Source organism: Listeria tempestatis (assembly GCF_963575625.1).
Lineage (GTDB): Bacteria > Bacillota > Bacilli > Lactobacillales > Listeriaceae > Listeria > Listeria tempestatis.
The window spans coordinates 64,159-88,696 of sequence record NZ_CAUYTK010000007.1; the positions used below are offsets into that span (position 1 = coordinate 64,159).

22 protein-coding genes are annotated in these 24,538 nt (G+C 38.7%); 5 read left to right on the forward strand and 17 right to left on the reverse strand.

The features are described from left to right. Positions 1-85: 85 nt before the first annotated feature. Positions 86-712 carry an FMN-dependent NADH-azoreductase gene (locus tag R8923_RS09735; RefSeq protein ID WP_485872587.1) on the forward strand — a complete coding sequence of 209 codons (627 nt, stop codon included), beginning with the start codon at positions 86-88 and terminating at the stop codon, positions 710-712. A gap of 37 nt (positions 713-749) precedes the next feature. On the opposite strand, the gene R8923_RS09740 is transcribed toward R8923_RS09735, so the two are convergent. The 4 genes from R8923_RS09740 to R8923_RS09755 form a co-directional block, all read right to left on the reverse strand. Beyond that, complete coding sequence (locus R8923_RS09740; RefSeq protein ID WP_485872588.1) at positions 750-1,034, reverse strand: rhodanese-like domain-containing protein; 285 nt, start codon at positions 1,032-1,034, stop codon at positions 750-752. Between the two features lie 359 nt (positions 1,035-1,393). Beyond that, on the reverse strand, positions 1,394-3,217 hold the full coding sequence (locus tag R8923_RS09745; RefSeq protein WP_485872589.1) for an ABC transporter ATP-binding protein: 1,824 nt from the start codon (positions 3,215-3,217) through the stop codon (positions 1,394-1,396). Beyond that, a complete protein-coding gene (locus R8923_RS09750) occupies positions 3,214-4,938 on the reverse strand; it encodes an ABC transporter ATP-binding protein (protein ID WP_485872590.1) in 1,725 nt (574 codons plus the stop codon). Before R8923_RS09750 ends, R8923_RS09745 begins: the two co-directional genes overlap by 4 nt. Beyond that, positions 4,922-5,413: a MarR family winged helix-turn-helix transcriptional regulator gene (locus R8923_RS09755; RefSeq protein ID WP_485872591.1), complete on the reverse strand. Its 492-nt coding sequence runs from the start codon at positions 5,411-5,413 to the stop codon at positions 4,922-4,924. Before R8923_RS09755 ends, R8923_RS09750 begins: the two co-directional genes overlap by 17 nt. Positions 5,414-5,633: 220 nt before the next feature. Between R8923_RS09755 and R8923_RS09760 the strand changes: the two genes are divergently transcribed. The 3 genes from R8923_RS09760 to R8923_RS09770 all read left to right on the forward strand — a co-directional run bounded on the left by R8923_RS09760 (position 5,634) and on the right by R8923_RS09770 (position 7,926). Beyond that, positions 5,634-6,947 (forward strand): MATE family efflux transporter, encoded by a 1,314-nt coding sequence (locus R8923_RS09760; protein WP_485872641.1) that lies wholly within the window; start codon positions 5,634-5,636, stop codon positions 6,945-6,947. Between the two features lie 107 nt (positions 6,948-7,054). Next, the gene (locus R8923_RS09765; protein ID WP_485872592.1) at positions 7,055-7,399 is read left to right on the forward strand and encodes a magnetosome magnetite crystal formation protein family; all 345 of its coding nucleotides are present in this window, start codon (positions 7,055-7,057) and stop codon (positions 7,397-7,399) included. Positions 7,400-7,539: 140 nt separating this feature from the next. Beyond that, positions 7,540-7,926 (forward strand): hypothetical protein, encoded by a 387-nt coding sequence (locus R8923_RS09770; protein WP_485872593.1) that lies wholly within the window; start codon positions 7,540-7,542, stop codon positions 7,924-7,926. A gap of 70 nt (positions 7,927-7,996) precedes the next feature. Here the strand turns inward: R8923_RS09770 and R8923_RS09775 are convergent, their stop codons facing one another. The 9 genes from R8923_RS09775 to R8923_RS09815 all read right to left on the reverse strand — a co-directional run bounded on the left by R8923_RS09775 (position 7,997) and on the right by R8923_RS09815 (position 18,037). Continuing rightward, the gene (locus R8923_RS09775; RefSeq protein ID WP_485872594.1) at positions 7,997-10,192 is read right to left on the reverse strand and encodes a Cna B-type domain-containing protein; all 2,196 of its coding nucleotides are present in this window, start codon (positions 10,190-10,192) and stop codon (positions 7,997-7,999) included. 399 nt (positions 10,193-10,591) lie between these two features. After that, positions 10,592-11,356 carry a carbohydrate ABC transporter permease gene (locus R8923_RS09780; protein ID WP_485872642.1) on the reverse strand — a complete coding sequence of 255 codons (765 nt, stop codon included), beginning with the start codon at positions 11,354-11,356 and terminating at the stop codon, positions 10,592-10,594. 76 nt (positions 11,357-11,432) lie between these two features. Beyond that, positions 11,433-12,338 carry a carbohydrate ABC transporter permease gene (locus R8923_RS09785; RefSeq protein WP_485872595.1) on the reverse strand — a complete coding sequence of 302 codons (906 nt, stop codon included), beginning with the start codon at positions 12,336-12,338 and terminating at the stop codon, positions 11,433-11,435. 19 nt (positions 12,339-12,357) lie between these two features. Next, entirely contained in the window at positions 12,358-13,605 is a 1,248-nt protein-coding gene (locus tag R8923_RS09790) for an ABC transporter substrate-binding protein (protein WP_485872596.1), read from the reverse strand. Between the two features lie 26 nt (positions 13,606-13,631). Beyond that, a complete protein-coding gene (locus R8923_RS09795) occupies positions 13,632-14,495 on the reverse strand; it encodes a sugar phosphate isomerase/epimerase family protein (protein WP_485872597.1) in 864 nt (287 codons plus the stop codon). Continuing rightward, on the reverse strand, positions 14,492-15,469 hold the full coding sequence (locus tag R8923_RS09800) for a Gfo/Idh/MocA family protein (protein ID WP_485872598.1): 978 nt from the start codon (positions 15,467-15,469) through the stop codon (positions 14,492-14,494). Before R8923_RS09800 ends, R8923_RS09795 begins: the two co-directional genes overlap by 4 nt. Then, on the reverse strand, positions 15,466-15,942 hold the full coding sequence (locus R8923_RS09805) for a hypothetical protein (RefSeq protein ID WP_485872599.1): 477 nt from the start codon (positions 15,940-15,942) through the stop codon (positions 15,466-15,468). Before R8923_RS09805 ends, R8923_RS09800 begins: the two co-directional genes overlap by 4 nt. 2 nt (positions 15,943-15,944) lie before the next feature. After that, positions 15,945-17,108: a Gfo/Idh/MocA family protein gene (locus tag R8923_RS09810; RefSeq protein WP_485872600.1), complete on the reverse strand. Its 1,164-nt coding sequence runs from the start codon at positions 17,106-17,108 to the stop codon at positions 15,945-15,947. Between the two features lie 2 nt (positions 17,109-17,110). Beyond that, the gene (locus R8923_RS09815) at positions 17,111-18,037 is read right to left on the reverse strand and encodes a helix-turn-helix domain-containing protein (protein ID WP_485872601.1); all 927 of its coding nucleotides are present in this window, start codon (positions 18,035-18,037) and stop codon (positions 17,111-17,113) included. Between the two features lie 208 nt (positions 18,038-18,245). Here R8923_RS09815 and R8923_RS09820 point away from each other — a divergent pair, with 208 nt between their 5' ends. Beyond that, positions 18,246-19,271 (forward strand): Gfo/Idh/MocA family protein, encoded by a 1,026-nt coding sequence (locus R8923_RS09820; RefSeq protein ID WP_485872602.1) that lies wholly within the window; start codon positions 18,246-18,248, stop codon positions 19,269-19,271. 139 nt (positions 19,272-19,410) lie between these two features. Here the strand turns inward: R8923_RS09820 and R8923_RS09825 are convergent, their stop codons facing one another. The 4 genes from R8923_RS09825 to R8923_RS09840 are packed head-to-tail and all read right to left on the reverse strand — an operon-like array spanning position 19,411 to position 24,529. Next, on the reverse strand, positions 19,411-21,042 hold the full coding sequence (locus R8923_RS09825) for a phospho-sugar mutase (protein ID WP_485872603.1): 1,632 nt from the start codon (positions 21,040-21,042) through the stop codon (positions 19,411-19,413). Next, positions 21,027-22,103 (reverse strand): BtaManbiosPhlase, encoded by a 1,077-nt coding sequence (locus R8923_RS09830; RefSeq protein ID WP_485872604.1) that lies wholly within the window; start codon positions 22,101-22,103, stop codon positions 21,027-21,029. Before R8923_RS09830 ends, R8923_RS09825 begins: the two co-directional genes overlap by 16 nt. A 4-nt stretch (positions 22,104-22,107) precedes the next feature. After that, positions 22,108-23,022, reverse strand: a complete 915-nt coding sequence (locus R8923_RS09835) for a DUF1861 family protein (protein ID WP_485872605.1) — start codon at positions 23,020-23,022, stop codon at positions 22,108-22,110. Between the two features lies 1 nt (position 23,023). Beyond that, on the reverse strand, positions 23,024-24,529 hold the full coding sequence (locus R8923_RS09840) for an alpha-amylase family glycosyl hydrolase (RefSeq protein WP_485872606.1): 1,506 nt from the start codon (positions 24,527-24,529) through the stop codon (positions 23,024-23,026). Positions 24,530-24,538 lie beyond the last annotated feature (9 nt).

The window sequence follows — 24,538 nt, forward strand, 5'->3', positions numbered from 1 at the left end:
TTTTTGTAAGCTAACTACTTGCTATTTATTGATATTTTCCGCTAAACTGTATACGTAGTATTAAAAACTTGGAGGAATCAAACTTATGTCAAACGTATTATTTATTAAAGCAAACGGGTTGCCTGCAGAGCGTTCTGTAAGTGTAACACTTTATGAAACATTTTTGGACACCTACAAAAAAAGTCATCCAGATGACCAGGTGACAGAGCTAAACTTATTTGAAGAAAATTTACCTTACTATGACGGTGTAATGATGAGTGGTTTACATAAAGGAGCTGCTGGTGAGCCTCTTTCCGATGAGGAACAACATCTTGCTAACATCGCAAATGGCTATTTGGAGCAGTTTTTAAAAGCTGATAAAGTTGTCATGGCCTTTCCATTATGGAACTTTAGCATTCCAGCCCAGTTCCTAACTTATCTATTTTATTTGAACCAAGCTGGAAAAACATTTAAGTACACGCCTGAAGGTCCAGTTGGCTTAGTTACTGGCAAAAAAGTAGCTTTACTTAATGCACGTGGCGGAATTTATTCTGATGGGCCGCTAGAAAGCTATGAAATGTCACTAAACTATGTCAAAAATATTTTAGCCCATTTTGGCATTACAGAGACAGAAATGGTTGTCGTGGAAGGTCACAATGCCCGCCCAGATCAAGCAAAAGATTTAATCCAAGCTGGTCGCGACAAAGCAATCGAATTAGCAGAGCAATTTTAAAAAAAAGACAGTAGACGAGGTTTCGTCTACTGTCTTTTCAGTTACCATGCCATTCGTTCATACCGCCTAGTACATTGGTTACTTGAAAGCCTTGATTATCTAGAAATTCAGTCGCGCGTAAAGAACGTCCGCCTGCATAGCAAATGACAGCGTATGGCTTTTCTTTAGAGAGAGTACTCACATGCCCTTCCAATTCGGAAATCGGGATATTTGTTGCACCTTTAATGTGTCTTACACTAAAATCATCTGCATCGCGTACATCGAGCACGGTATAAGCATCTAAATTTTCTTCTAACTCTTTTGTTGTGATTGATAAAAACATATTTATTCCACCTCTACTTTTTTATTTCCCGGGAAATAACTACTCTCATCATAACGAAAAGCCTTTCCCACTTTCAAGAAGACTGCTCAAAAATTTCTTCTGAGAAAATTAGCTTTGTATAGTATAAAAAAACCGAATGAAAAATCATTCGGTTTAGCTTGTAGAAAAACTTAAAGTTTACACAAAACAAAACGTCCCACGCAAAACCAGACTGCTGACAAATGGTGAGATTCTAGGCAAAGTCGAGTACCGAAGCGGAGCGTACTCGAGTACGAGAGCATCGGAACGGAGATTTTAACGACGAAGATTGCCATTTGTCAGCAGTCTGAACCGAATGAAAGATCATTCGGTTTTCTGCATTACACAGCTTGTGAGCCAGTAAATTGGCTGTTGTATAAATCGGCATAAAAGCCATTTTCGTTTAGCAGTTCTTGGTGTGTACCTTGTTCAATAACGTCACCATGATTCATTACAAGAATTAAGTCAGCATCGCGAATGGTGGATAGACGATGGGCGATAACAAAGCTCGTTCGACCTTCCATTAAGTTCCCCATTGCAAGTTGAATGTTTAGCTCGGTTCTTGTGTCGACACTAGACGTTGCTTCATCTAAAATTAAAATACTCGGGTCAGACAGAATCGCACGGGCAATAGTTAGTAATTGTTTTTGTCCTTGTGAAATATTGGTTCCCTCTTCATTTAAAATCGTATCATATCCATCTGGTAAGCGGCGAATAAAATCGTCTGCATACGCCGCTTTAGCAGCCCCAACTACTTCATCAATCGAAGCGCCTTCTCGCCCGTAAGCGATGTTTTCAGCAATAGTTCCGCTAAAGAGCCAAGTGTCTTGCAACACCATACCAAATTTCGCGCGAACTTCATCTTTTGTCATATCACGCGTATCCACGCCATCGATTCGAATTGCACCATTATCCACGTCATAAAAACGCATAAGTAAGTTGATAATCGTCGTTTTCCCAGCGCCAGTTGGACCCACAATCGCTACCATCTGTCCCTGACTTACATTAATTTTCAAGTCTTTCATTAACGGCTTATCAGGTGAATACCCAAACTCTACATGGTCGAAAACAATCTTACCATTTTCTTCCTTAATTGTAGGAATAGTTTCTGGAACCATATCTTTTTCTTCTTCTTCGTCCATAATTTCAAAAACACGTTCCGCAGAAGCAATGGTTGATTGAATGACGTTGGCAATGTTCGCTACGCTAGAAATGGGTTGTGAGAATAGTTGTACATATTGCGTGAAAGCTTGAATATCACCGACTTGCAAGCTACCATTCGTCACAAAAATCCCACCGCCAACGCAGACGGCTACATAACCTAGGTTTCCGACAAATTGCATCATCGGCATCATAATACCCGAAATAAATTGAGCTTTTTTAGCCGCTTTGTAATAATCTTCGTTGACCTCATCAAATTTGACAAGCGTTTTCTTTTCTTGACCAAATGCTTTTACAATCGTTTGACCACCGTATGTTTCCTCAACAGTATCATTTAAAATCCCTAAATTGCGCTGTTGCGCCGCGAAAAATGCCTGCGACTTACTTGCGATAATCCCAACAATAATAATACTTAGCGGTACAGTTGCGACAACAATTAAGGTCATCTGCCAACTAATAGTTAGCATCATAATGAGTACACCAATAATTTGCACTATCGCCGTTATGGCCTGCGTCAAGGATTGTTGTAACGTATTGGCAATGTTGTCCATATCGTTGACAGCGCGACTTAAAATATCCCCGTTGGAACGGGTGTCGTAATATTTAAGCGGCATACGTGCCATTTTTCCTTTTAAATCACGTCGCATATCATAAACCGTTCGCTGCGCGACACTCGACATTACGTATTGCTGGATGAAGCTAAAAAGAGAACTTCCGACATAAAGGAGGAAAACAAAGAATAAAATATGAAATATTTTATCATCGTTAATTCCTTCCGGGCTCATCACGCCTTTAAAGATTTCTGTCGTTGCTTTCCCTAATTCTTTCGGACTAAAAATATTAAAAATTGTGGAGAGAATTGCAAAGATAAAGACGACTGAAATCGCAACTGTTCGCGGCTTCATGTAGCCAAGCAAACGGAATAGTGTATTTTTGAAGTCTTTTGGCTTTGCTTTCACGCCAATTACTCCGCCGTGGGAACCCCCACCTGGTCCTGGACTCATGCTATCTCCTCCTCTGAAAGTTGTGAACGCATGATTTCGCGGTAAATCTCATTAGATTCTTTTAGCTCATTATGCGTACCAATTCCGGCAATTTCACCTTCATTTAAAACAATAATTTGATCCGCATCAACGACAGATGTAATGCGCTGTGCGACAATAATCATAATCGCATCTTCAACCTCTTCTTTTAACGCACTTCGTAACTTCGCATCTGTTTTAAAATCGAGTGCGGAGAAACTGTCATCGAAAATGTAAACTTCCGGCTTCCGAATGAGCGCTCTAGCAATTGCAAGCCGTTGTTTTTGCCCACCAGAGAAATTATTTCCGCCTTGCTCAACGCGCGAATGAATATCTTTTCTTAATTTAGAAACAAAATCTTTTGCTTGGGCGATTTCAAGTGCCTTCCACATCTCACTTTCTGTGGCGTCTTCTTTCCCGTAGCGCAGATTTGATTCAATATCGCCTGTAAAGAGTACAGCTTTTTGTGGGACAAGTCCAATTTTGTCACGCAACTCTTCTTGTGTCATATCGCGCACGTTTACGCCATTTATTAGGACTGCACCGTTTTCAGTGTCGTAGAAGCGGGGAATCATATTAATCAATGTAGATTTCCCAGCGCCCGTACTCCCAATTATAGCAATCGTCTCACCTGCTTTAGCCTGAAAACTAATGTCTGCAATAACTGGTTTCTCTGCACCTTCATAACGGAAAGATACATTTTGAAATTCAAGCACTGCACGTCCATCAGCCGATTTTGGCGCTACTGGATCCAAAATTTCTGCACTCATATCAAGTACTTCATTGATACGTTCAGCCGAAGCACCCGCACGCGGGATGAAAATAAAGACAGCTGAAAGCATCATAAAGCTCATCATAATTTGCATCGCGTATTGAATAAAGGCCATTAAGTCGCCGACCATCATGTTGCCATCACTAATGAAGTGCGCCCCGAGCCAAATGATAGCAATACTCGTTAAGTTCATAATCAGCATCATAAGCGGACTCATAAGCGATAATAGGCGGTTAACACCAATTGCCGTTACGGCATAGTCATTATTAGCTTCTTCAAATTTATTTAGTTCATCTTGGTTGCGATTAAAAGCTCGAATAACGCGGATACCTGTCAAACCCTCGCGAATGACTTGGTTTAATTTGTCCATTTTCTTTTGAAGTTTTTTAAACATTGGCATTGCTTTACCACCAAGAAGTATGACAAGTAGTAGCAAAATTGGGAGAACAACGACAAAAATAAGCGATAATTTTGCATCGCGTCCGACTGCCATAATAATCCCACCGATAAGCATGATCGGTGCCATGACCATCATCCTAAGCATCATATAAAGTACATTTTGGATTTGAACAACATCATTTGTTGTTCTTGTAATAAGTGATGACGTGCCTACTTTATTAAATTCCTGCAAAGAGAAGTTTTCAACTTGCGTAAAAATCTTGTCTCGTAAATCGCGGCCAAAACCCATGGATATACGTGATGCGATATATACGATAATCACAGATAGAATAACTGCTCCAGCTGAAAGTAAGAGCATTAGCCCACCCGTTTTCCAAATATAAGGCTTGTCTCCTGTCACTACGCCTTTATCAATAATGTTTGACATAAGCGTAGGCAAATATAACTGCCCAATAACTTGGATAAAGGTTAAAACTAATACAACGATAATCCCCCATGAATAGGGCTTCAGCCGTTTAAATAGTCTTATCATTTGGTGCTGCGCCTCCTTCTTGTTTCGCCTTCTCATTTAAATAATCCGTTAATTTTTCAAGTAGCATAATGAGTGTACGCATATCCGCTTCGCCTAGAAAATCGCGCATGTCCTCAAAACTTCTATGAAAAGATTGAATCATTTTTTCCGTCAATGCCCTTCCTTTTTCTGTAAAATTTAAATAGGCAGCGCGTTTGTCATCCGGATTTTGAATACGGGTAATGAGTCCCTTCTTTTCTAGCGCATTAATTTGCTGCGTCACACTTGGTTTTGAAATATGCAGTCGCTTGCCAATTTCAGCTACACTGACGCCAAGCTCTGAATGACTCATTCTAACACCGTGAAAAAGAACAAACATAAAGCGCGTTTCAGCTTTTGTATAGCCTTCCATGTGGAAACTCGACATTTCAGCACGTTTAAAATTCATAAATGCTTTTATAACAGAATGTCCCAAATCCTCATCAGACGGATACATGACTCCCCCTCCTTTTGGTTAGTTTACCTAACTAATTATATCTATTTTTATTTGAAAGTCAACTAAAAAGTGGAAGTCTCAAAAAAGCCTATACTTTTAAGCTTTAATCCCTTATAATGTTCCTTGTTATATACGTACTTTCTTATTATTCACATCTGCCTAAAGAAGCAAACATGGATGGGAGGGATTTTTCGTGGCAGATCATACAAATATCGCAAAAATGAGCCTTTTCACATTAGCCTGGCCTATTTTCATTGAACAATTTTTACGTATTATGATTAATTATGTTGATGTTTTTATGCTTGGTCATTATTCAGATGAGGCTGTAGCTGCAACTGGAGTCGCCAGTCAAATTCTCGTTATTTCTATCATCATGTATGGTTTTATTAGTGTAGGTGTTCAAATTTTGGTTGCCCAAATGATTGGTGCGGAACGTCATAAAATGATTGAACGCGTCATCACTAACGGTCTAATTGTTGCTTTTATTATCGGAATTATTATGAGTGTTATCTTTTTATTTGCAAGTGATTCCTTCCTCAGACTTGTTGGTTTAGACGAAGAATTAATACGTGTTGGCTCACCATTTCTTGAAATTATCGGTGGAAGTTCCATTGTCATAGCAATCCACTCATCCATTTTACCGATTATTCGCGTTCATGGTTACGTGCGGCAAGCCATGCTCGTACCAATTACCATTAGCATTATTAATGTTGTTGGCAATTACGTATTCCTTTACGGTCCACTTTCTTACTTGGACTTAGGTGTTGCCGGAGTCGGGATTGCAACAGCTGTCGCCAATTTTATCGGCATGATTATGGCTATTTTCATGCTCAAAAAATATATCGGCTACATCTTCACCTTTAGAAAATTAAAACACTATTCTCAAAAACTACTTTATTCTATATTAAAACTAGGTCTTCCTTCCGCTGGCGAAAATATGTCTTACGCTGGCTCACAGCTTGTCGTCACAGCTATCATTGCCATTTTAGGTACCGAGGCCCTCACGACAAAAGTATACGCCTCGAGTGTAAGTCAATTTGTTGCACTTTTCGCAATTGCTATTGGTCAAGCATCACAAATTTTAATCGGCCGCGCAGTTGGCGCAAAAGAAGTGGAAAAGGCATACAAACAAGGCATCAGAAGTTGGAAAATCGGTGTTGTCATCGCACTTATTGTGAGTATTTTGCTTTACCTTCTTGCCGAGCCTATTATGAGTTTATTTACATCAAATGAAATCGTTATCCAAATGACGAAAAACTTGTTTTTACTTTCTATCGCGCTAGAACTTTTCCGAGCAACCAACATCATTATTATTAGCAGTTTAAATTCAACTGGTGATGTGAAATTCCCATTCATCGTTGGCTTAATCGTCATGTGGATCGTTAGTTTACCATTTTCGTATGTTCTTGGTATTACAGCTGGACTTGGACTAGTCGGCGTTTGGATTGCCTATATTATTGATGAGGGAATTCGCGCGTTTCTCATGTTTAGGCGTTGGCGCAGTAAAATTTGGACGCTTAAATCTGTCATTTAAGCTTACAAAACTGTCATCAAAAAACTTTACTCTGTCACCTCGTTCGATGGTTGTTAAACATCCTTTTCCTTATAATAAAATTATTCGTTATAGAGAGGATGTTAAAAATGAACAATCATAGAATTGTAAATGCCCTAAGCTATTTTAGTATTTTATTTGCCCCCATACTCGTCCCTTTGTTCATCTGGGTTTTTGGAGAATCTCGCGATGTGAAACATCATTCTAAAGTAGCATTATTCACTCATATTTTACCTACTCTTGGACTTTTTTTCATCTTTTGTATTTTTTCACTTGTTGCCATTAGTACAGATAGTTCCCATACAGTTGGCTTTATAGCATTTGGAGCAGTTGTTACACTCATTATCCTAACCGTCATCCTATTTCTATTTAATCTTATCCAAGGTGTGAGAATGTTAGTTAGCCGCGAGGATGATACTTTCATTATTGAATAAAAAACGACCTGTTTGATTTTTCAAACAGGTCTTCATTTGTTCGGCAACCCACTACGTGCTTTAATCTAGCATATTTTAGGTGAATAAAGCTTCCCTTTTTGATATACTAATTAAGGAAAATAAAAAAGGAGTGTTCAAAATTGCGTTTTATTATCGCCTACTTAACCGTTTTTATTTTAGGAATATTTTCAGTCCTCGGAATTGAAGCACTCCTATTTGATGAACTTACAGCAGCCAATGTTTTTTCAGCTATTTTATTCGCTGCACCGCTCATACTAGTAGGTAGTACAGTAGCTGAAATTTTTTATGGTTTTAGCCAAAAAGTGACCTTAGCGCGTTTCTCACTATTTGGTTTTATGTATGGTCTAGTTGCGACCGTAATCATTCTAGGCATCATGCAACTTGCTGGCACGCTAATGCTCGTTGTAATTTCTATTTTAGGCGGAGCAATTGGCGCCATTCTTAGCCTCATTTTCTTTATCTTTAGAGGGGGAAAAGCGAAAAGCGGTCGCGCTTCTGGAAAATAAATTGGCGCATAAAATCAAAAACAGACTGATGACAAACGATTGAATAATCGTTTATCGCCAGTCTGTTTTTTTATCTTTGTTTTCTTCTGTTTTGCCGAACTAATAAGACAGCAACTAAAAGAAGAACGCCCGCCGTCACGAATAACATATCATTTTGAAGCGCATCTCCTGTTTTTGGAAGTGAACTTTTCTCTTCATGTTTTGGATCTAGCGTTTCAACTTGACTAGGATCTCTCGGGTCTTTTGGATCGTCTTTTACATTTGGTGGAACAGTTTGATTCGAATCAGCTTTATAAATATTCGTAAAATCATTTCCAGATTGAACAGTTTGATATCCATCTACTGGAACTTCCTTCAGTGTATATTCATATTCATTTCCTTCATTATCATACTTTGGTAAGGAAGAAAATGTATATTTCCAACCATCACTTTCGCTTACTTTTTTATCATTCAGTTTCTTCCCGTTTTGATAAAGCTGAATTGTAATCGAATTTGGTCTTTTTTGAGCTTGATTCTCGTTATCTTCCCACGTTTTAGTGCCGGATATGCTAACACCTTCTTTATTGGCCTTTTCAAGTTGAATCGTTGTCTCCTGACTCGGAAGGACTTCAAAATCAATCGGTGTTGTATCTATTATATATCCTGTTGGCGCTTGTACTTCAATGAAACTATACTTGCCCGGCTTGAGCAAACCAGTATGAACTTGACCACTATCATTAGAACTAATGTTTTCTCTTACTATCTCTCCTTGTTCATTTACAACGTTAAAGAGTGCACCTGCTAAAGGCTTTTGTGTAAGATTATCTATTTTAGTAAGGATAGCACTGCCTTCAACTGTGACAGTAGCATCGTTACTATAGATTTTTGTTCCAGCATAGTTAATATAGGCTTTATTTGTTATTTTATAACCCTCTTTTGCGGTTGGGTTATTATAATTCACCTTAAATTGAATCGTTTTTTGTTCTCCCTGCACGAGATCTTTTAATAACGTATAGGTCACTGTATTTGTTGCGCTATCATATACACCTTCTGAAAAGAACTCTTCAGTTGATCTAATAGTATTTGAAAAAGATGTATATTCTGGAAGTGGGTCAACAATTTCAGTGCCTGCAGGAATTGTACCTTCCTTAGAACTCAAATCAAGCGAATAAATAAAAGAGCCACCCGTTGTAGAAATTGTTTCTTGGCTTACTTTTTTTATTAAGCCTACTGATTCATAGCTTAAACTATCTAATGCTAACGGTTCAGATGCAGTTCTAATTGTCGCACCGTTACTTTTCAGCATCGCTTGATTGTACTTTATTCCGAAATCTACTTGCGTTGCATTGTCGTTAATTTTTTGAGCATACATGACAACATAGCTTTTATCAGGTGTTAGATTTCCAAAATCAATTTGGAAGCCTTTTTCTGAAGTCGATATTTTATCAACAAATTCACTTGTTACATATTTCCAACCAATTGGCAGACCATTTTCGTCTCTTTCCGTCACCTCAGCAATTCTTATATGTTGCGAAGGCGTGGCATTTCCAGTAGCAGAAATATATTTTATCGGATCAACAAGTTCTGTTTGTTCTGGTGTTATATCCTCCAAAACAGCATTTTCAACATTTTGCTGATTATAGTTAACGATAATCGCAAATACATTTGAAGACGGGGCACTCGTGCTCATGATAGCAACATTTTCACCGTTCATCTCTTTATGCGGTCTTGTACTCATTTTACTTAATAGTGGTAAACCAGATAAATCCTTTGTTATTTTTGAACTGTCAGTAGCTTCACTCGTCTTGATACCGCCTTTATATAAAACCGCTTCATAAGACGCAGAATCTGGAGCACCATCTTTAAAAACAGTTGTTCCGTATTTAATGGTGAAAGTTTGACCAGTCGCCTCAACAGGATTTATTTTAGAATGGTCATAGGCTACATGAAGAATATAATTTCCAGAACCATCTTCTGTCACAGCTGAATCCGGTAAATAAAATGGATCCCCTAACAATAAGTTTTCCGTCAAATCATTTACTTGCGCCACTGTATTTTGCGGAATTTTAATTTCGATTGTACCATCTTGTTCTAATTTTCCAGCCGAAGCAGATAGCGTCACTTTTATTTCAGCCTGTTGTCTTGAAGTTAAATTTTCTGGAGCATCAATGGTTACTCCTGGATCGTCTCCTTCTTTTGCTTGTACAAAATTATTTCCAATTGCTGAATTCCAAATTGTTCCTAAAATAAGTAAACTTACTAACATTACACTTATTATTTTTTTCATTTATACACCCCTCTATAGTTAATTTCTATTGCTTTAGTAGGATATACTATTTTAATAAAAAAATATGTAGACAAATTATGTAATTTTTATGATAAAAAGTAAAAAAAAAACCTAAAAATTTCCTTTTTTTCTTTCTTATGCATAATTTTCTTTAAAGTTCTACAACTATTTTTTTATAAACTCGGCAAGTTGCTTATAGAGAGGAACAACATAATAAATTTCAAAATTTTATCACATGCAACAAAATAAATCAACCTAAATTTTCGGGAACAAGAAATTAATTTTTTTAACTTTTATACTAAAATACTGTAAATTACGCTACACCTTTCATACTTTATTTAGTTGAGCATGTTAAAAAAAGCGAAAATCAGAGAATAACTCCTGATTTTCGCTTTTTTATTAATTTTTTGATCCGCTAAGCGCAATTCCTTCAATAAATTGTTTTTGGAAAATAAGAAAGGCGATGATTAGCGGTATAATCGCTAGAAAAGAGCCTGCCATAATTAGCGGATAATTTGTTGCGTACTGTCCGCTTAGAGAGGCAAGTCCCGCAGAAAGCGTCATTTTCTCCGTTGATGTGTTAACAATCAACGGCCATAGTAGCGAATTCCAACCGTATAGCAAGGCGAAAATTGACAAAGAAACTAGGGCAGAACGCGAAAGCGGCAAAATAATACTGAAGAAAACTCTAATGCGCGAACAACCATCAATAATCGCTGCCTCCTCAACTTCTTTTGGAATCGTCATAAAAAATTGTCTGAGCAAGAACGTTCCAAAAGCTGAAAACAACCCTGGAATAAATAACGCCGGAATCGTGTTGAGTAAATTCATATTTTGGATAATCAAATATTGTGGAATAAGGAAAATTTGACCAGGCACCATTAAAACCGACAAGATTAAAATGAATAAAACATTTTTAAATGGGAAATTAATTCGCGCGAAAGCATAGGCGGCCATAGAACAAAGAAAAACTTGGCCGATTGTAATGACTGCAGTCGAAATGAATGTGTTTAAAAAGAATTTCCCAAACGGAAAAATAACAAAGATGTCCTTATAATTGTGCCACTGCCATTCACTCGGAAAAATGGTTGGCGGAATGGCAATGGATTCTGCCGTTGTCTTTAGTGACGTCATCACCATCCAGAAGAAGGGGAAAACCATCATAAAGGCACCAAGAATTAACAATAAATGGACAAGCCATTTTTTTGAACTGCGATTTTTAAGCACGTTTTCCACTCCTTTACTGGTAATGAACCCATTTTTTCTGTAGGCTAAAATTAATCACGGTAATCACTAACGTCAACATGAGTAGCACAACTGTTATTGCGGCACCATAACCTTTGTCATTCAAAATAAATGCATTTTTATAGAAAAGGTAGGCGAGTGATTGCACGTCTTGAAGTGCTGGATTTGTTTGGCTGTACATTAGGAAAATTAAATCATACACTTGCAAGGCTGAAATAAGTGATGTAATTAAATTGAAAAACATAGTTGGCGTTAAAAGCGGTAGTGTAATTTTGAAAAATTTGCGTATTGGTCCTGCCCCGTCCATTTCAGCAGCCTCATAAAATGTAGTTGGCACACCTTGTAAGCCTGCTAAATAAATGACGATAGATGTGCCAAGTGAACTCCAAACGCCAACAATGATAAGCGCAATCATTGCGGTATTTGAATCGGTAAGCCAAGCTGGTCCATCTATACCAAACAGTCCTAGAAATTGGTTGATAATTCCGTATTGCGAATTGAACATCCACTTCCATATCATGGCAACAGCAGAGGTCATGGTGACAGCGGGTAAAAAATAAATCATTCGGTAGGCTGTCACCCCTTTAATTTTGTTGTTAAGAAGCGTAGCAATGAAGATGGAAATGGCCATCGCAATTGGTACTGTGAAAATGGCATACGTTAACGTATTTTTCAGCGCTTTTAACACTTCTGGATCGCCAAACATTTTTTTGTAATTCGCAAGGCCGGTAAATTTGTAACCGCCAAACATGCCCCACTCTGTAAAGGAATAAAATACACTTTGAATCATTGGTATTAAGTAAAAAATGAGTAGCCCGAAAAAAAGCGGACCGACGAAGAATAAGGCAGATAGCATATCTCTTTTTTTATATTTTTTTACAGAAAGTGTTTGTTTTGCCATGCTTATCAGTCCTTATTCATTATTTGTTTAGTAGTGCGTTAGCTTTGTCTGCAAGTTCTTTACAGGCGGCTTCTACGCTCTCCTCACCAGTCCACGCTTTTGAAAGGACATCACCTTCGATGGCGATTGCCGCAGAACTGTTTTTTGTGTTTGGTAACGGCACGGCATAGTTTACTGCGTCTGTGAAAACTTTTAAATCTTTGTCTGGATAGGCATTAATCCATGCATCTGCTGCTCCTTGGTACGCTGGAATAACAACGCCTGATTCGGCCACTTTTTCACTCGCTTCTTTTGTTGATAAAAACGCAACCCAGCGTTTAGCTGCATCTGCATTTTTTGTATTTGCTGAAATCACATTGGCAAGTGAGTTGGAAGTTGTCGCGCGCGTCTTCCCTTTTGGAAGCGGAGCTACGTCAATGTTATCTTTTCCATATTTTTCTTTAAAAATAACGGGTACCATGTAAGAACCTTCGACTGACATTGCAACCCGGCCGTTAAGGAGTAGCTCGGAGCCTGTTGTGCCTGCCATATCTTTTAACGGGGTTGCAGAGCCATCTTTTGTAAAGTTATACCAGAAATTAACGCCGTCTATCGCAGCCTGTTCCGAGAAACCAGATTTCTTTCCTTTGTCAATGAAGGGGCTTCCTCCGTTTTGGTAAATAGTTTCATAGTAACCGCCTTGCCATGTGAGTGGTGCTGCTAATCCGTAAATGTTTTCATCTGCTTTTGTAAGTTTTTTTGCTGCATCTTGCCACGTTGCCCATGTCCATGTATCATCTGGGTAGCTTATTCCTGCATCATCAAACATTTTTTTATTGTAAAAAAGGGCATTCGTATCGAAGTCTTTTGGAACACCGTATAGTTTTCCATCATTCGAATAGGCTTCTAAGTATTGTTCAGGAATTTTATCTTTATCAAATTTCACATCGTCAACTGGCATTAAGACACCATTGTTAATGTAATCAGGCGCTCGTGGGATGTTGACCCAAAATACATCTGGCGCATTTTTCCCAGTGATTGCCGTTTCTAACTTAGTAAAGTATTGGGCAAAGGGTGTAATTTCAAATTTTACTTTTACATCTGGATTTTCTTTTTCAAAATCTTTCGCAATTTCTTGATAAACTGGTGCTTGCTCTTTGTCCCAAAGTGCGTACGTAATGACTTTTTGGTCACTTCCACTGTCGCCGCTACTTCCCCCACCACATGCTACAAGTACGAGGCTTAAAAGTAATATCGCAAATAAAACTGCCCATGTTTTTCTTTTCATGTTCAAATAACCCCTTTCATTTCTCATTATTTAGAAGCTAATATATAATCCATTGCCTGGCTCGCATCTCTTGAAAGTTGCAATGGGTTCTCCCTATATGGCGTTAGTTCACATGTAAGCGGTCCAGCGTAACCAATTGCTCGGAGTGACTCCATAAGCCTTCCCCAGTTCATATCACCAGCTAATAGACCTGTAAAACCGTGAATATTCCCAATTCCTCTTGAAAAATCTTTAATATGCACTTTTTGAATTCGATCGCCTAAAATAGCAACCCACTGTTCTGGATAGGCAAATTGCAGCACATTTCCAGCATCAAAATACACTTTCACATTCGGATGATTGATTTCATCAATAAATTGCTTCATTTCCAGCGGACTAAGCAGAAATTTATTCCATACATTTTCCACACCAATGATAATTCCTTTTTCTTTTGCATACGGGGCAAGTTCAAGAAGCGCTTCTTTTGCTCTTACGTAGCAAGATGCATAGTCGGCGTCTTCTGTTACAACACCTGGGACAATTAAAACCGTGTCGCCACCCAAAATTTTGCACGCATCTATCATTTTTCTAGCAATCCATTTACCTTTTTCACGCACTTTTTCATCATTCGCGTTTAAAGGATATGACCAATGAAGTGCCGTAGCCACACTTGAAATCGGGAGCGCTAACTTTTCTGATAGATTTTTTAACTCTAAAAGTTCTTGTTCTGTAGTTTCTGTCGTTAAAATTTCTGTATCTAAAAGCCCTAATTCCCCGACAAAATTGCCTTTTGCAGAGGCATCCGCCATGTTCAGCTCGATTGTTTCAAAACCAGCTGCCTTTGCTTCTTCAAAAATTTCATTCCGCGTGAGCGTTGTTGGTAAACACCAACTGTTAATACCCTTCCTCATCTTATTTCCTCCTGACGAATCAGTTTTCCTTGCTCGATTGAAGCGTAAGCCATTTTAGAAAGGAGTACGGTAAATCTTCCTGCAACGCCTGGAACTGGTGATGGCAAATCTTCATCGATTGCTTTTTTAAACGCTTCTAACATTAGAAAATCCATATCTGCTTCAAAATATTCAAAACTAATTGGTTTTTCCTCCGAATAACGAAGACCCTTACGTCCAAATCCATCAACATGGACGTATCCCTTTTCAGTCACTAGCGAAAGTGAGGCATCTCCCCATACTGGATAGGCTTCTGGACGATTCCATGATGTATCTAAACTCATAAAAACACCATCTTGAAAACGAATATGAAGTAGTCCTGTATCTTCCACTACACCTTCTGACCAGTTCTCACTCATAGCGAAAACGCTTTCAATTTCTGGATGGAATAATGCATAGACAATATCCGCCATATGAATCGTATGGTCGATAATGGCACCACCGCCAGATAGTTCGGGCTCAGTAAACCATCCCCCTGGATTTTTCCCGTGGTTCGTTGCATCGATCGCAACGATTCTCCCAATTTTTCCGGCATCAACACTTGCTTTCAGTTCCTGCATGACTTTTGAGAAACGAACGGGATGTGCCACCATTAGCTTAACTTTGGCATTCTCACATGCGAGAATCATTTTGTCGGCTTCTGAAACGGATAGCGCCATTGGTTTTTCTACAATGACATGCTTTCCGTGCATAGCTGCCGCTACTGTATAGTCAGCGTGAAAAGCATTTTCTGAACAAATTAAGACCGTATCAATTTCGCTTTCTAACAGCCGATTTAACTCTTTAAAAACCTTTAATTCATGCCGCTTACAAAACTCAGAAAGCCGACTATTATTTCGATCAAACGCACCAACAATTTCGACACCAAGTGTTCGCAAATGTTTCGTATAACTCTCAACATGCATATGCGCCGTCCCAATAATGCCTATTTTCAAAGCGACAACCCCCTTAAGTTCGCTACCTTTTCGGCTAAAATCAGTTTAAACAACTGTCTTCCTCGCGCACTAGGCACCGCGTGTTCCTTCACCGGTTCAGAATTTAAAAAGTTCGAATAAAAAGCGTTCTCCGTAGTCGTATCAAATTGGAAGAGCCCCTCTAGCCCGGCGATTTCAAACTTCTTGATTTTCGATGAGCTGTGCCTATTAAAATCCAACATAATATTAAAATGCGCCCGATTACTCCACTTTCCTGTTAAAAGAAAGACCGTTTTGTCTTTATTAACACTTGAAAACAAGATTTCAGCTTCCCCGTCTTGTAGCTCTTCCATGAAAGCATAGACTTCCTCAAGCCTTGCAATTCGCGCGGCTTCATCTGAAATGGGGGCTACTAAAAAATACCGAAAAAAGGTCAGCCTTCCTAGTTTATTTGCCTTTGCTAGTTCCACCGCTACATGTTCTTCATTTTCCAATGTCATCCCTCCACACGCACTATTTTATTTTCTTTAATCGCCTCTTCCGCCGCAATGACAAGCCGCGAAACAGTCGCGCTACTCTCTAAATTGGAACGCGGTTTTGCCCCACTTTCAATACATCTTAAGAAATCCAGCAACATTTCATCGTCGCCTCCGCCGTGACCAGTTAATTCCGGCACATGAATGGTCGTTTTTTCCGACTTCAAGCGGTCACTTATCACAATATCATTTCTTTCATCATCAAAATAAAGCTCACCTTTTGTACCGAAAAACTGAAACTCACGCCTATAAAACGCCGAAAATTGGCATAATGAATAGGTTAATTTTGCATTATTCTGATAAAGAATTAAAAGCGCTTGATGGTCATCTACATTTACACTTGAATCAAACACGCAATCATCCGGCCAATTTTTTTGCCATTCAATATTTTTATGTTTTTTTATGTTTAAAAGGCTTTCCTCACAGCTCCATTTGATTTGACAAGTTCGGCAATGCAACTTTTTTTGTAAGGGCGCGCCAAATTTTTCCTTCGCTCCCTTTTCCCCAAAAACTTCTAAGCCCCCAAGGCCTGTAACTTGGACAGGAGAGGAGTTTATCAGCCAGTTTAATATATCTAAGCTATGTGTTGCTTTTTGCATGAGTAAACTGCCAGAGCGAGCTTTATCGCGGTGCCAGTCATGGAAAAATGCATAGCCGCCGTAATGGATATGGTCACTCCCATTTGCAAGCCATATCCGCCCGATTACTCCCTCATCAAGGATTTGCTTCACTTTATAATATAGCGGCGCATACCTGAGGACGTAACCTACAAGAAAAACACCGTGAAAATTTTTGAGTATTGCTTCAACTTCTCTTACTTTTTCAAGAGATACTTCAAGTGGTTTTTCACATAAAATATGCTTCTCCGCTTGCACCGCCTTTATCACTACTTCCGCATGTGTATCATCTGGTGTTGCAATGAAAACCGCTTCAACAGCTTTATCTTGGAGTAAATCCTCATAATTTGTGTAGGCTTCCACATCAAAATCTTCAAACAAGGCAAACTTTTTTTCGTCCGCATCTGAAATTGCTACAAGTTCAAAATCAGGATGTGGCATGATGGTATGTAAGGCAAACTTGCTTCCGCGATTTCCAAGACCAACTACACCAAATTTCACGGTCATTTTCATCTTCCCTCCCCGTCTTCACGAAGTTTCATTTCAAGTGCTTGAATAGATCTAGCATATTCACTCGGGCTAAGCCCCGTCTGCTTTTTAAAGCTGTTTGAAAAATAATGTACAGAATCAAAACCTAGTTTTTGGGCAATTTGGGTAAAGGTATGATTGTTTTCGCGAATACATTTTTTCGCTTCTTCCATTTTTAGCATTTTAAAAAAATTCATGACCGTATAGCCCGTTTCTTTTTTGAAAATTGTTTTTAAATACGTCTTGCTGAAAAAGAAAGCTTGGCAAATGTCATCTAAACAAAGGTGCCCGTATAAATTGTCATTCATAAATTGAATAATGTCATTGACGATGGATTTCTCAAACTTTTTCTTAGTAGCTACACTCAATCTTTTTTGATTCACATTGGTTGTTTCATCACGAATGAGACGAATAAGAAATTGCTCTAAATAAATGTAAAGCATTTGCTCGGCACCAATTCTTGGATTATCCAGCCGTGTTTCTTTTAAATAAAGACGACCAAGTTCTGGCTTAAACACACCTTTTGCTTCTTGTAAAATTTTCGCAAGCAATTCTCGCTCACCAGTTGCAAGCCGCATAATTTTATTTTCGAAAAAACGCATTCCTTCTGAATTGCAAACAAAACTGACAACAAGAACATTCGGCGCACTAATTCCATTCGCCCACAAATTATGAAATTCATTTGGCTTATGAAAGATAATATCGCCTTCTTTTAATTCATAGCCTTCCTTGTCTGCTGATACTTCTAACTCACCTTTATCCACATAAACCATTTCCCAAAAGTCATGTTTTTCCCCAGCATACAAATAGTTCTTAGAAAACTCGAAATAGTAAACGGTTACAACACTTTCCACATTAAGCAGTCGCTTCATTGGCTCAAGCTTCATTAAGAAATCACTGTTTATCATTTCCATAAGCCTCCCTTGGCTTAATTTGATTATTACAGGCAAATAGCATTCTGAAAACCCTCTTTTTAACATTTAGCCTTTTTTTATAAATTTTGTGTCTTTGATTCTAAATATCACAATATCACTTCCTGTGTAAGGTATTAGTACAATCACTTTCTTGCTTTAAAAAAACAAGTTTGTGAAATACAAATCAAACGGAGGCTTTATCATGCTAAAAGTTGGTCTTGTTGGACTCGGTTTTATGGGGCACGCGCACTTACAAAATTACATACGTCTGATGGATGAAGGGTTCCCTGTTGAACTTGTCGCCATTTGTGATGTAGATAAAACCAAACATCACGGTGCACAGGTAGAAGGAAATCTAAAAGTTAGTAGTGAACAAATTGACTTCTCAAAATTTCGTTTTTATTCCAACCTAGAGGAAATGGCTGAAAAAGAAGACTTAGACTATGTAGATTTATGTTTACCTACCTATCTCCATGCCCCACTAGCAGTACTTGCAATGTCACTTAACTTACATGTTTTTTGCGAAAAACCAATGGCAATCTCAAAAAGAGCCTGCGAGGAAATGATTCAAGCCGCTCAAAAATACGACCGCAAACTAATGATTGGCCAAACGCTTCGTTTCTTCCCAAGCTATCAATATGTCAAAGAAGCCATTGAGAGCGAACGATACGGCAAAGTTGTAAGCGCTTCATTTTTCAGAGGGGGCCAAACACCAAAATGGTCCTTTGAAAACTGGCTACTACAAAAAGATAAATCAGGTGGTTGCTTGCTCGATCAACATATCCACGATGTTGACACCATTAATTGGTTATTTGGAAAACCAGAGGCTGTTTCGACAACCGGAAAAGTTATTTTTGATGGTAGCGGTTATGATATCGTTTCTTCCAATTACCACTATGCCGACGGAAAGGTCGTAAACGCACAAGATGACTGGACAATAAACGGTGATTTTGGCTTTGAAATGCGCTACCGCATTAACTTTGAAACTGGCACGATTATTTTAGAAAACGGCATTTTGACAGACTACCCAGAGGAAGGAGAAAAGTTTCAGCCAGCCATTGACAAAGAAGATGGCTATTATTTAGAGATTAAACATTTTGCAGACGCTCTTTTAAACGATACCGATCCGAGTCTTTTCGTCCCACTTGAAAGCACTAAAGAAACCATCATTATTGCAGAGCACGAACAAGCTTCAGCAGATTTAGGTGGCGAAAAAATCTCATTGTAGTATACCAATATACAATTATTCACATGCATTAGCAAACCCAGATTTAATGTGCAAGCTATACCAATTGTTATTTTCAGTATAAGCCAATCGAAAAAGCAAGCCAAGACTTTTGATTACACATAAAAGTCTTAGCTTGCTTTTAAAGTTGTTTAAGTACCATTTCTGTTAGCTTTTGAAGCGCTGTTTCAGCTTCCTCGGCAGACGTTTCGACAACTTGAAAATAAATTTTGCATTTTGGTTCAGTTCCTGATGGTCGAATGAATACACGTTCCCCGTGTTCAAAATCAAAACGTAACATATTCGTCTTTGGAAGTCCTAAATGCCCATTTACAAAGTCAATTTTTTGTATGACATTTGGAAAAATTTCTTCTTCCCGCAACCTTTTGAGTAGTTCATTCATTTTCTTAGTACCGTCTTCACCTTCAAAAGCCAGATTTGTTAGCCCTTCTAGATGATAACCGAACTCCTTATACAGATTATCCAAAACGGTCAAAAGCGACATACCTTTTTCTTTAAAATAAAGGGCGATTTCTGCTGTTAAAAGTGCCGCCTGGACTGCATCTTTATCACGTACAAATGGGGCAACTAAATAGCCATAGCTTTCTTCATAGCCAAACAAAAAGTGCTCATCTGTTTTTTCAAAAGCCGCAATTTGTTCGCCAATAAATTTAAATCCTGTAAGCGTCTCTTTGTTCTGAGCTCCAAAATGCTTTGCCATTTTCCGTCCCAAATCATTCGTTACAACAGTTGTCACGAGCACATCATTTTTCGTTACCTCTTCCTTTGTCGTAAGAAGGTAGTAAAGCATGAGCGCCCCCAATTGGTTTCCTGTCAAAATTTGATAATCTCCGTTATTTAACACTGCTACCCCGAGCCTGTCTGCATCGGGATCAGTCGCCAAAATAATATCGGCATTTTCTTCTTTCCCGAGGTCAAAAGCTAATTTAAAACTTTCTAACTCCTCTGGATTTGGTGATTCCACAGTTGGAAACCGCCCGTCTGGTTTGGCTTGTTTGGAGACTAGGGTGATGTTTTTGAATCCGGCATTTTTAAGTCCTTCTGTAACGAGCTTTCGTCCGCTACCGTGCAGTGGTGTATACACAATTTTTAATCGGCTTCCAAAATCCGTTATGAAATCTTGGCGTTTTGTCACCGTTTGAACATTTTTTAAGTAGGCGTCATCAATTGTATCTCCTACAGATGAAATCAGTGGGCAGTTTGCTCTTTCGACTGGTATTGCAAATAAATCTGCCTTTTTTTCCATAAACTGCATTATTTTATTCGCTGCTTCAAGCGTAATTTGGCAGCCCGTCTCGTCGTACACCTTGAAACCGTTGTACGCAGCTGGATTATGACTCGCCGTTATCATGACTCCCGCTGCCGCTTTAAATTCGCGCACCATGAAAGAAAGTTCTGGTGTTGGTCGCAGTTCTTCGGATAAGAAAACGGGAATGTCTGCTGCCGCTAGAACGCGGGCGGTTTGAGCAGCGAAATCACGCGAATGAATTCGCGAATCAAACGAAATCGCAACCCCGTTTTGATAGCTGCCAAGTTCATGCAAATATTCCGCAAGTCCGCTTGCTGCACGGCGAATGGTGTAAATATTAATTCGATTAGGCCCTGCCCCCATTTTCCCGCGCATTCCACCAGTTCCAAATTCTAAATTTCGATAAAACTGATCGTGCAAGTCATGACTTGTTGCTAAGTCATTTTCAAGTTCTTCTGGCAAATTTGCTTGCTGCCATCTTAAAAGTTCTACTTCGCTAAACATGACGTCCGCTCCAGATGTGCTAGCAAATCGCTAATTTTCATTTCACAGCCAGCCATCGAAGTATCTGCTACACCGTAATACATTTTAAGCAAGTCGCCTTCTTGAATTGTTCCACAAGCAAAAACCACATCACCGAAAAAGCCGTTCTTTTCATATTCTGCAACTGGCTCCAAAAATGGCTCTGTTGTTCGTTTTAAAACAATGGATGGATCATTTAAATCAAGTAGCGCCGCACCCATCACATAACGGTGTCCTTTTGTCGCCCCGTGATATAAAATTAGCCAGCCCTCTTTTGTTTTAATTGGCGTACAGCCGCCTCCAACACGTCCATCATCGTAACTATTTTGGCGTACACCGATGAGGCGCTTATGGTTCCCCCAGTTAACTAAATCGGGCGATGAAGCTAGCCAAATATCAAGCTCACCAATATTTTTTGCACTTGGACGGTGGAGCGCATAATAACTGCCGCTAATTTTCTCAGGGAAAAGAAGAACATCTTTATTCTCAGGTGCAAAAATGTTGCCTTTGTAGTCATACGTTTTGAAATCTTTTGTTGTAACGAGTGCATCCGCAACACCACATTCAGAAACGGCGCTAAAGGTGATGTAGTAAGTGTCTTCCATTTGCATCACGCGTGCATCTTCAATCCCAAACGTTTGATATTCGTTAAATGGATATAAAAACGGCTCTTTATCAAGCGTAAAATTGTGTCCATCTTTACTTCGTGCAATTCGAATGTAGGAAATCGATGTTAAATAAATGAATCCCCCTAAATTATCTTTATGACGAATCATTCTTGGATCTTCAAAATTATAGGTTGGGTCATTTTTATCAAAAGAAACACGTTCCAATTTTTGCTCCTGAACGTTAAAATACGGAGCAACCACTTCATTTTCGTGTGCCGCAATTGGTTTTTCAGCTACGCGCAAAAGAAGGAGTGTTTCATCTCCATATTTTGCTACACCACCGTTAAACGCACCAATAACTTCATAACCTTCGTGATAGGGTACAACATCAAGTGGTGTAATCAAAGGGTTTTCTTCATAACGATAAATATTCATATTTTTATATTCCTACTTTCTTAAAAGGATTAATAAGTTCGATATACTGCGCAGAAGCATCACTTATGCCAGCATATAAAATGACGTGTTCATCTTGAAACACGAGGCCACCACTAAACACAACATCGACTAAATCAGCACGTTTAGCAGGACTATCTATAAAATCTGACCGCTCCGCAATGATTTCCGGTTGACAAATCGTATCATTTTCCAGCCAGAAAACAAGTGGATAATAGTGGCGATTATTTTCTTCATCAAAAGAAGCTATATGCCCTAAAACGGCAATTTCGCCCGTTTCAAGCTCGTAAATTTCATTTGCGCCGCCCCAGTCTTCACCAATAAAATTGCCATTTAAAAGCGGCGCCGCCTCGATACGTTCAGTAGTAAGTTCCTCTAGGGAATGAATCCGTAAATGACCAATTTTGCCGCGACCACCTTTTTCACCTTGTGGCCGAGTTAAAACAATAATTTCACCATTTTGAAGTTGCTTTAGTCGCAAATCTTTCATACCATTTGGTCCAGTAAATAGTAAAGAAATTTCAGTTAAAGTATGAACAATATAAAAATTGGTTCTCCAGCTTAGTTTCGTAGCATCCGCAGGGTTTGGAAATGTTTCAACGCCCCCTAAAATAAGTTTATCGTCAATAAAAGTAATAAATGGATCTTGAAGTTTAAGCTCGGTTGCACCTTCAATTCGTTTATACGTTACCGAATCAACTTCTTCAAAAAAAGCAATAAAAGATGCCTCACTATCTCGCTTTTCAACTCTTCCAGCAATTATCTTCCGTCCATCCAATTCAAACGGTGCCGTAATATTGTACACATCAAAACCGTCGACACCTAAAAACATTATTTTTTTGCTAGTTCCAACTTTTCTCGTTTCTCTTGATATTTCTAATAATTCTTGTGCACTTTGCATCTTAATCCTCCAACTCTATCACTACGCCGTCAAACGGACTTACATTAAAATTACCTTTAATTCGCTTCGCCTGACCAAACACTAATTTCCCACTTTCTTTAATAGAAAAATCAGTTTCGCCAAAGTTTGCCACAAATAAATAGCGCCCGCGAATATAACAAATCGCTTCTTCTTCTAAAACCAGCTTTTCATACGCTTTCGTTTGAAAATCCGCTTTTTTTCGAAATTTAAGTAGACGTTTATAAAATTCAAACATATCCTCTTTGTCAAAATCCGATTCATTTCTTCCTAAAATCCAAGGTTTTACTCCTGAGAATGATTGACCATCCGCAAAAAGCATCGGACCGCGTCCCACATCGCGCGTTTTCTGATTAGCCGCCTCTAGCGCAGACTGCTCATTCGCACCTTTTTGAAGTGCCAAATGATAAGCTTGAATCCCTTGAATATCACGAAACTCCTCAACCGCATGGAAAAGTTGGTTGCGCATTCCAACCTCTTCTCCGTTATAAATAAACGGAATTCCACGTGCGGTTAGCATTAAAAATGCCAGAAGTTTAGCAATATCCCTATCTTCATTCGCTAAACGCGACATCAAGCGCCCCATATCATGACTTCCAAAAAATAACGTCGGCATTCGTTCTCGTAATTTTTCTTCCATGCGAACTAATTCATCATAAATTTTCTTAACAGATAATTTCTCAATACTTCCAAAGTTAAAATTAAATGTGACATCAAGCATTTCATCTTGGCTGTATGACGCGATTTCATTCAAGTCATCCGAACTAATTTCGCCCACTAAAAACACGTCTTTTTTGCATGCTCGGCAAAAGCTCGCTAGTTCTTTAATCACCGCCTGAACGCCAGGCTGATTCCGGTCAAATTTATGAATCATTTCACCTAGCTCATCAAATGGATTATCATGAAATTCCGTATCTACTGTTAAATTGTTGATCACATCAAACCTAAAACCAGACACACCTTCCTCTAGCCAAAACTGCAAAATTCGTTTCGCTTCTTGCATAACAGCTGGATTTGTCCAATTAAGATCTACTTGCTCTTTTGCAAAACTATGATAATAATATGCATTTTGTTTCGCATGATAAGTAAAAGCTGAACCACCGAAAAAAGACTCCCAATTGTTCGGCTCTTTTTTCCAAACATAATATTCAGGGTGCTTCTCAAACCATTTATGATTAATCGCAGTATGATTAAAAACAATATCAATAATGACAGCCATATCATTTTGTTTAGCAGCCGCCATAAATGCCCGAAAGTCATCCATTGTTCCGTAGACCGAGTCTACATCCATATAGTCGGAAACATCATAGCCATTGTCAACTTGCATGGAAGGATAGAACGGCGTAAGCCAAAGCCCATTCACACCAAGCTTTCGCAAATAAGGAAGCCGTTCTTTCAAACCAATAAAGTCACCAAAACCATCTGCATTCCCATCACAAAACGATTTCATATAAACTTCATAAAACACACTTTTTTCAAACCAACGCATTGTTTTCCC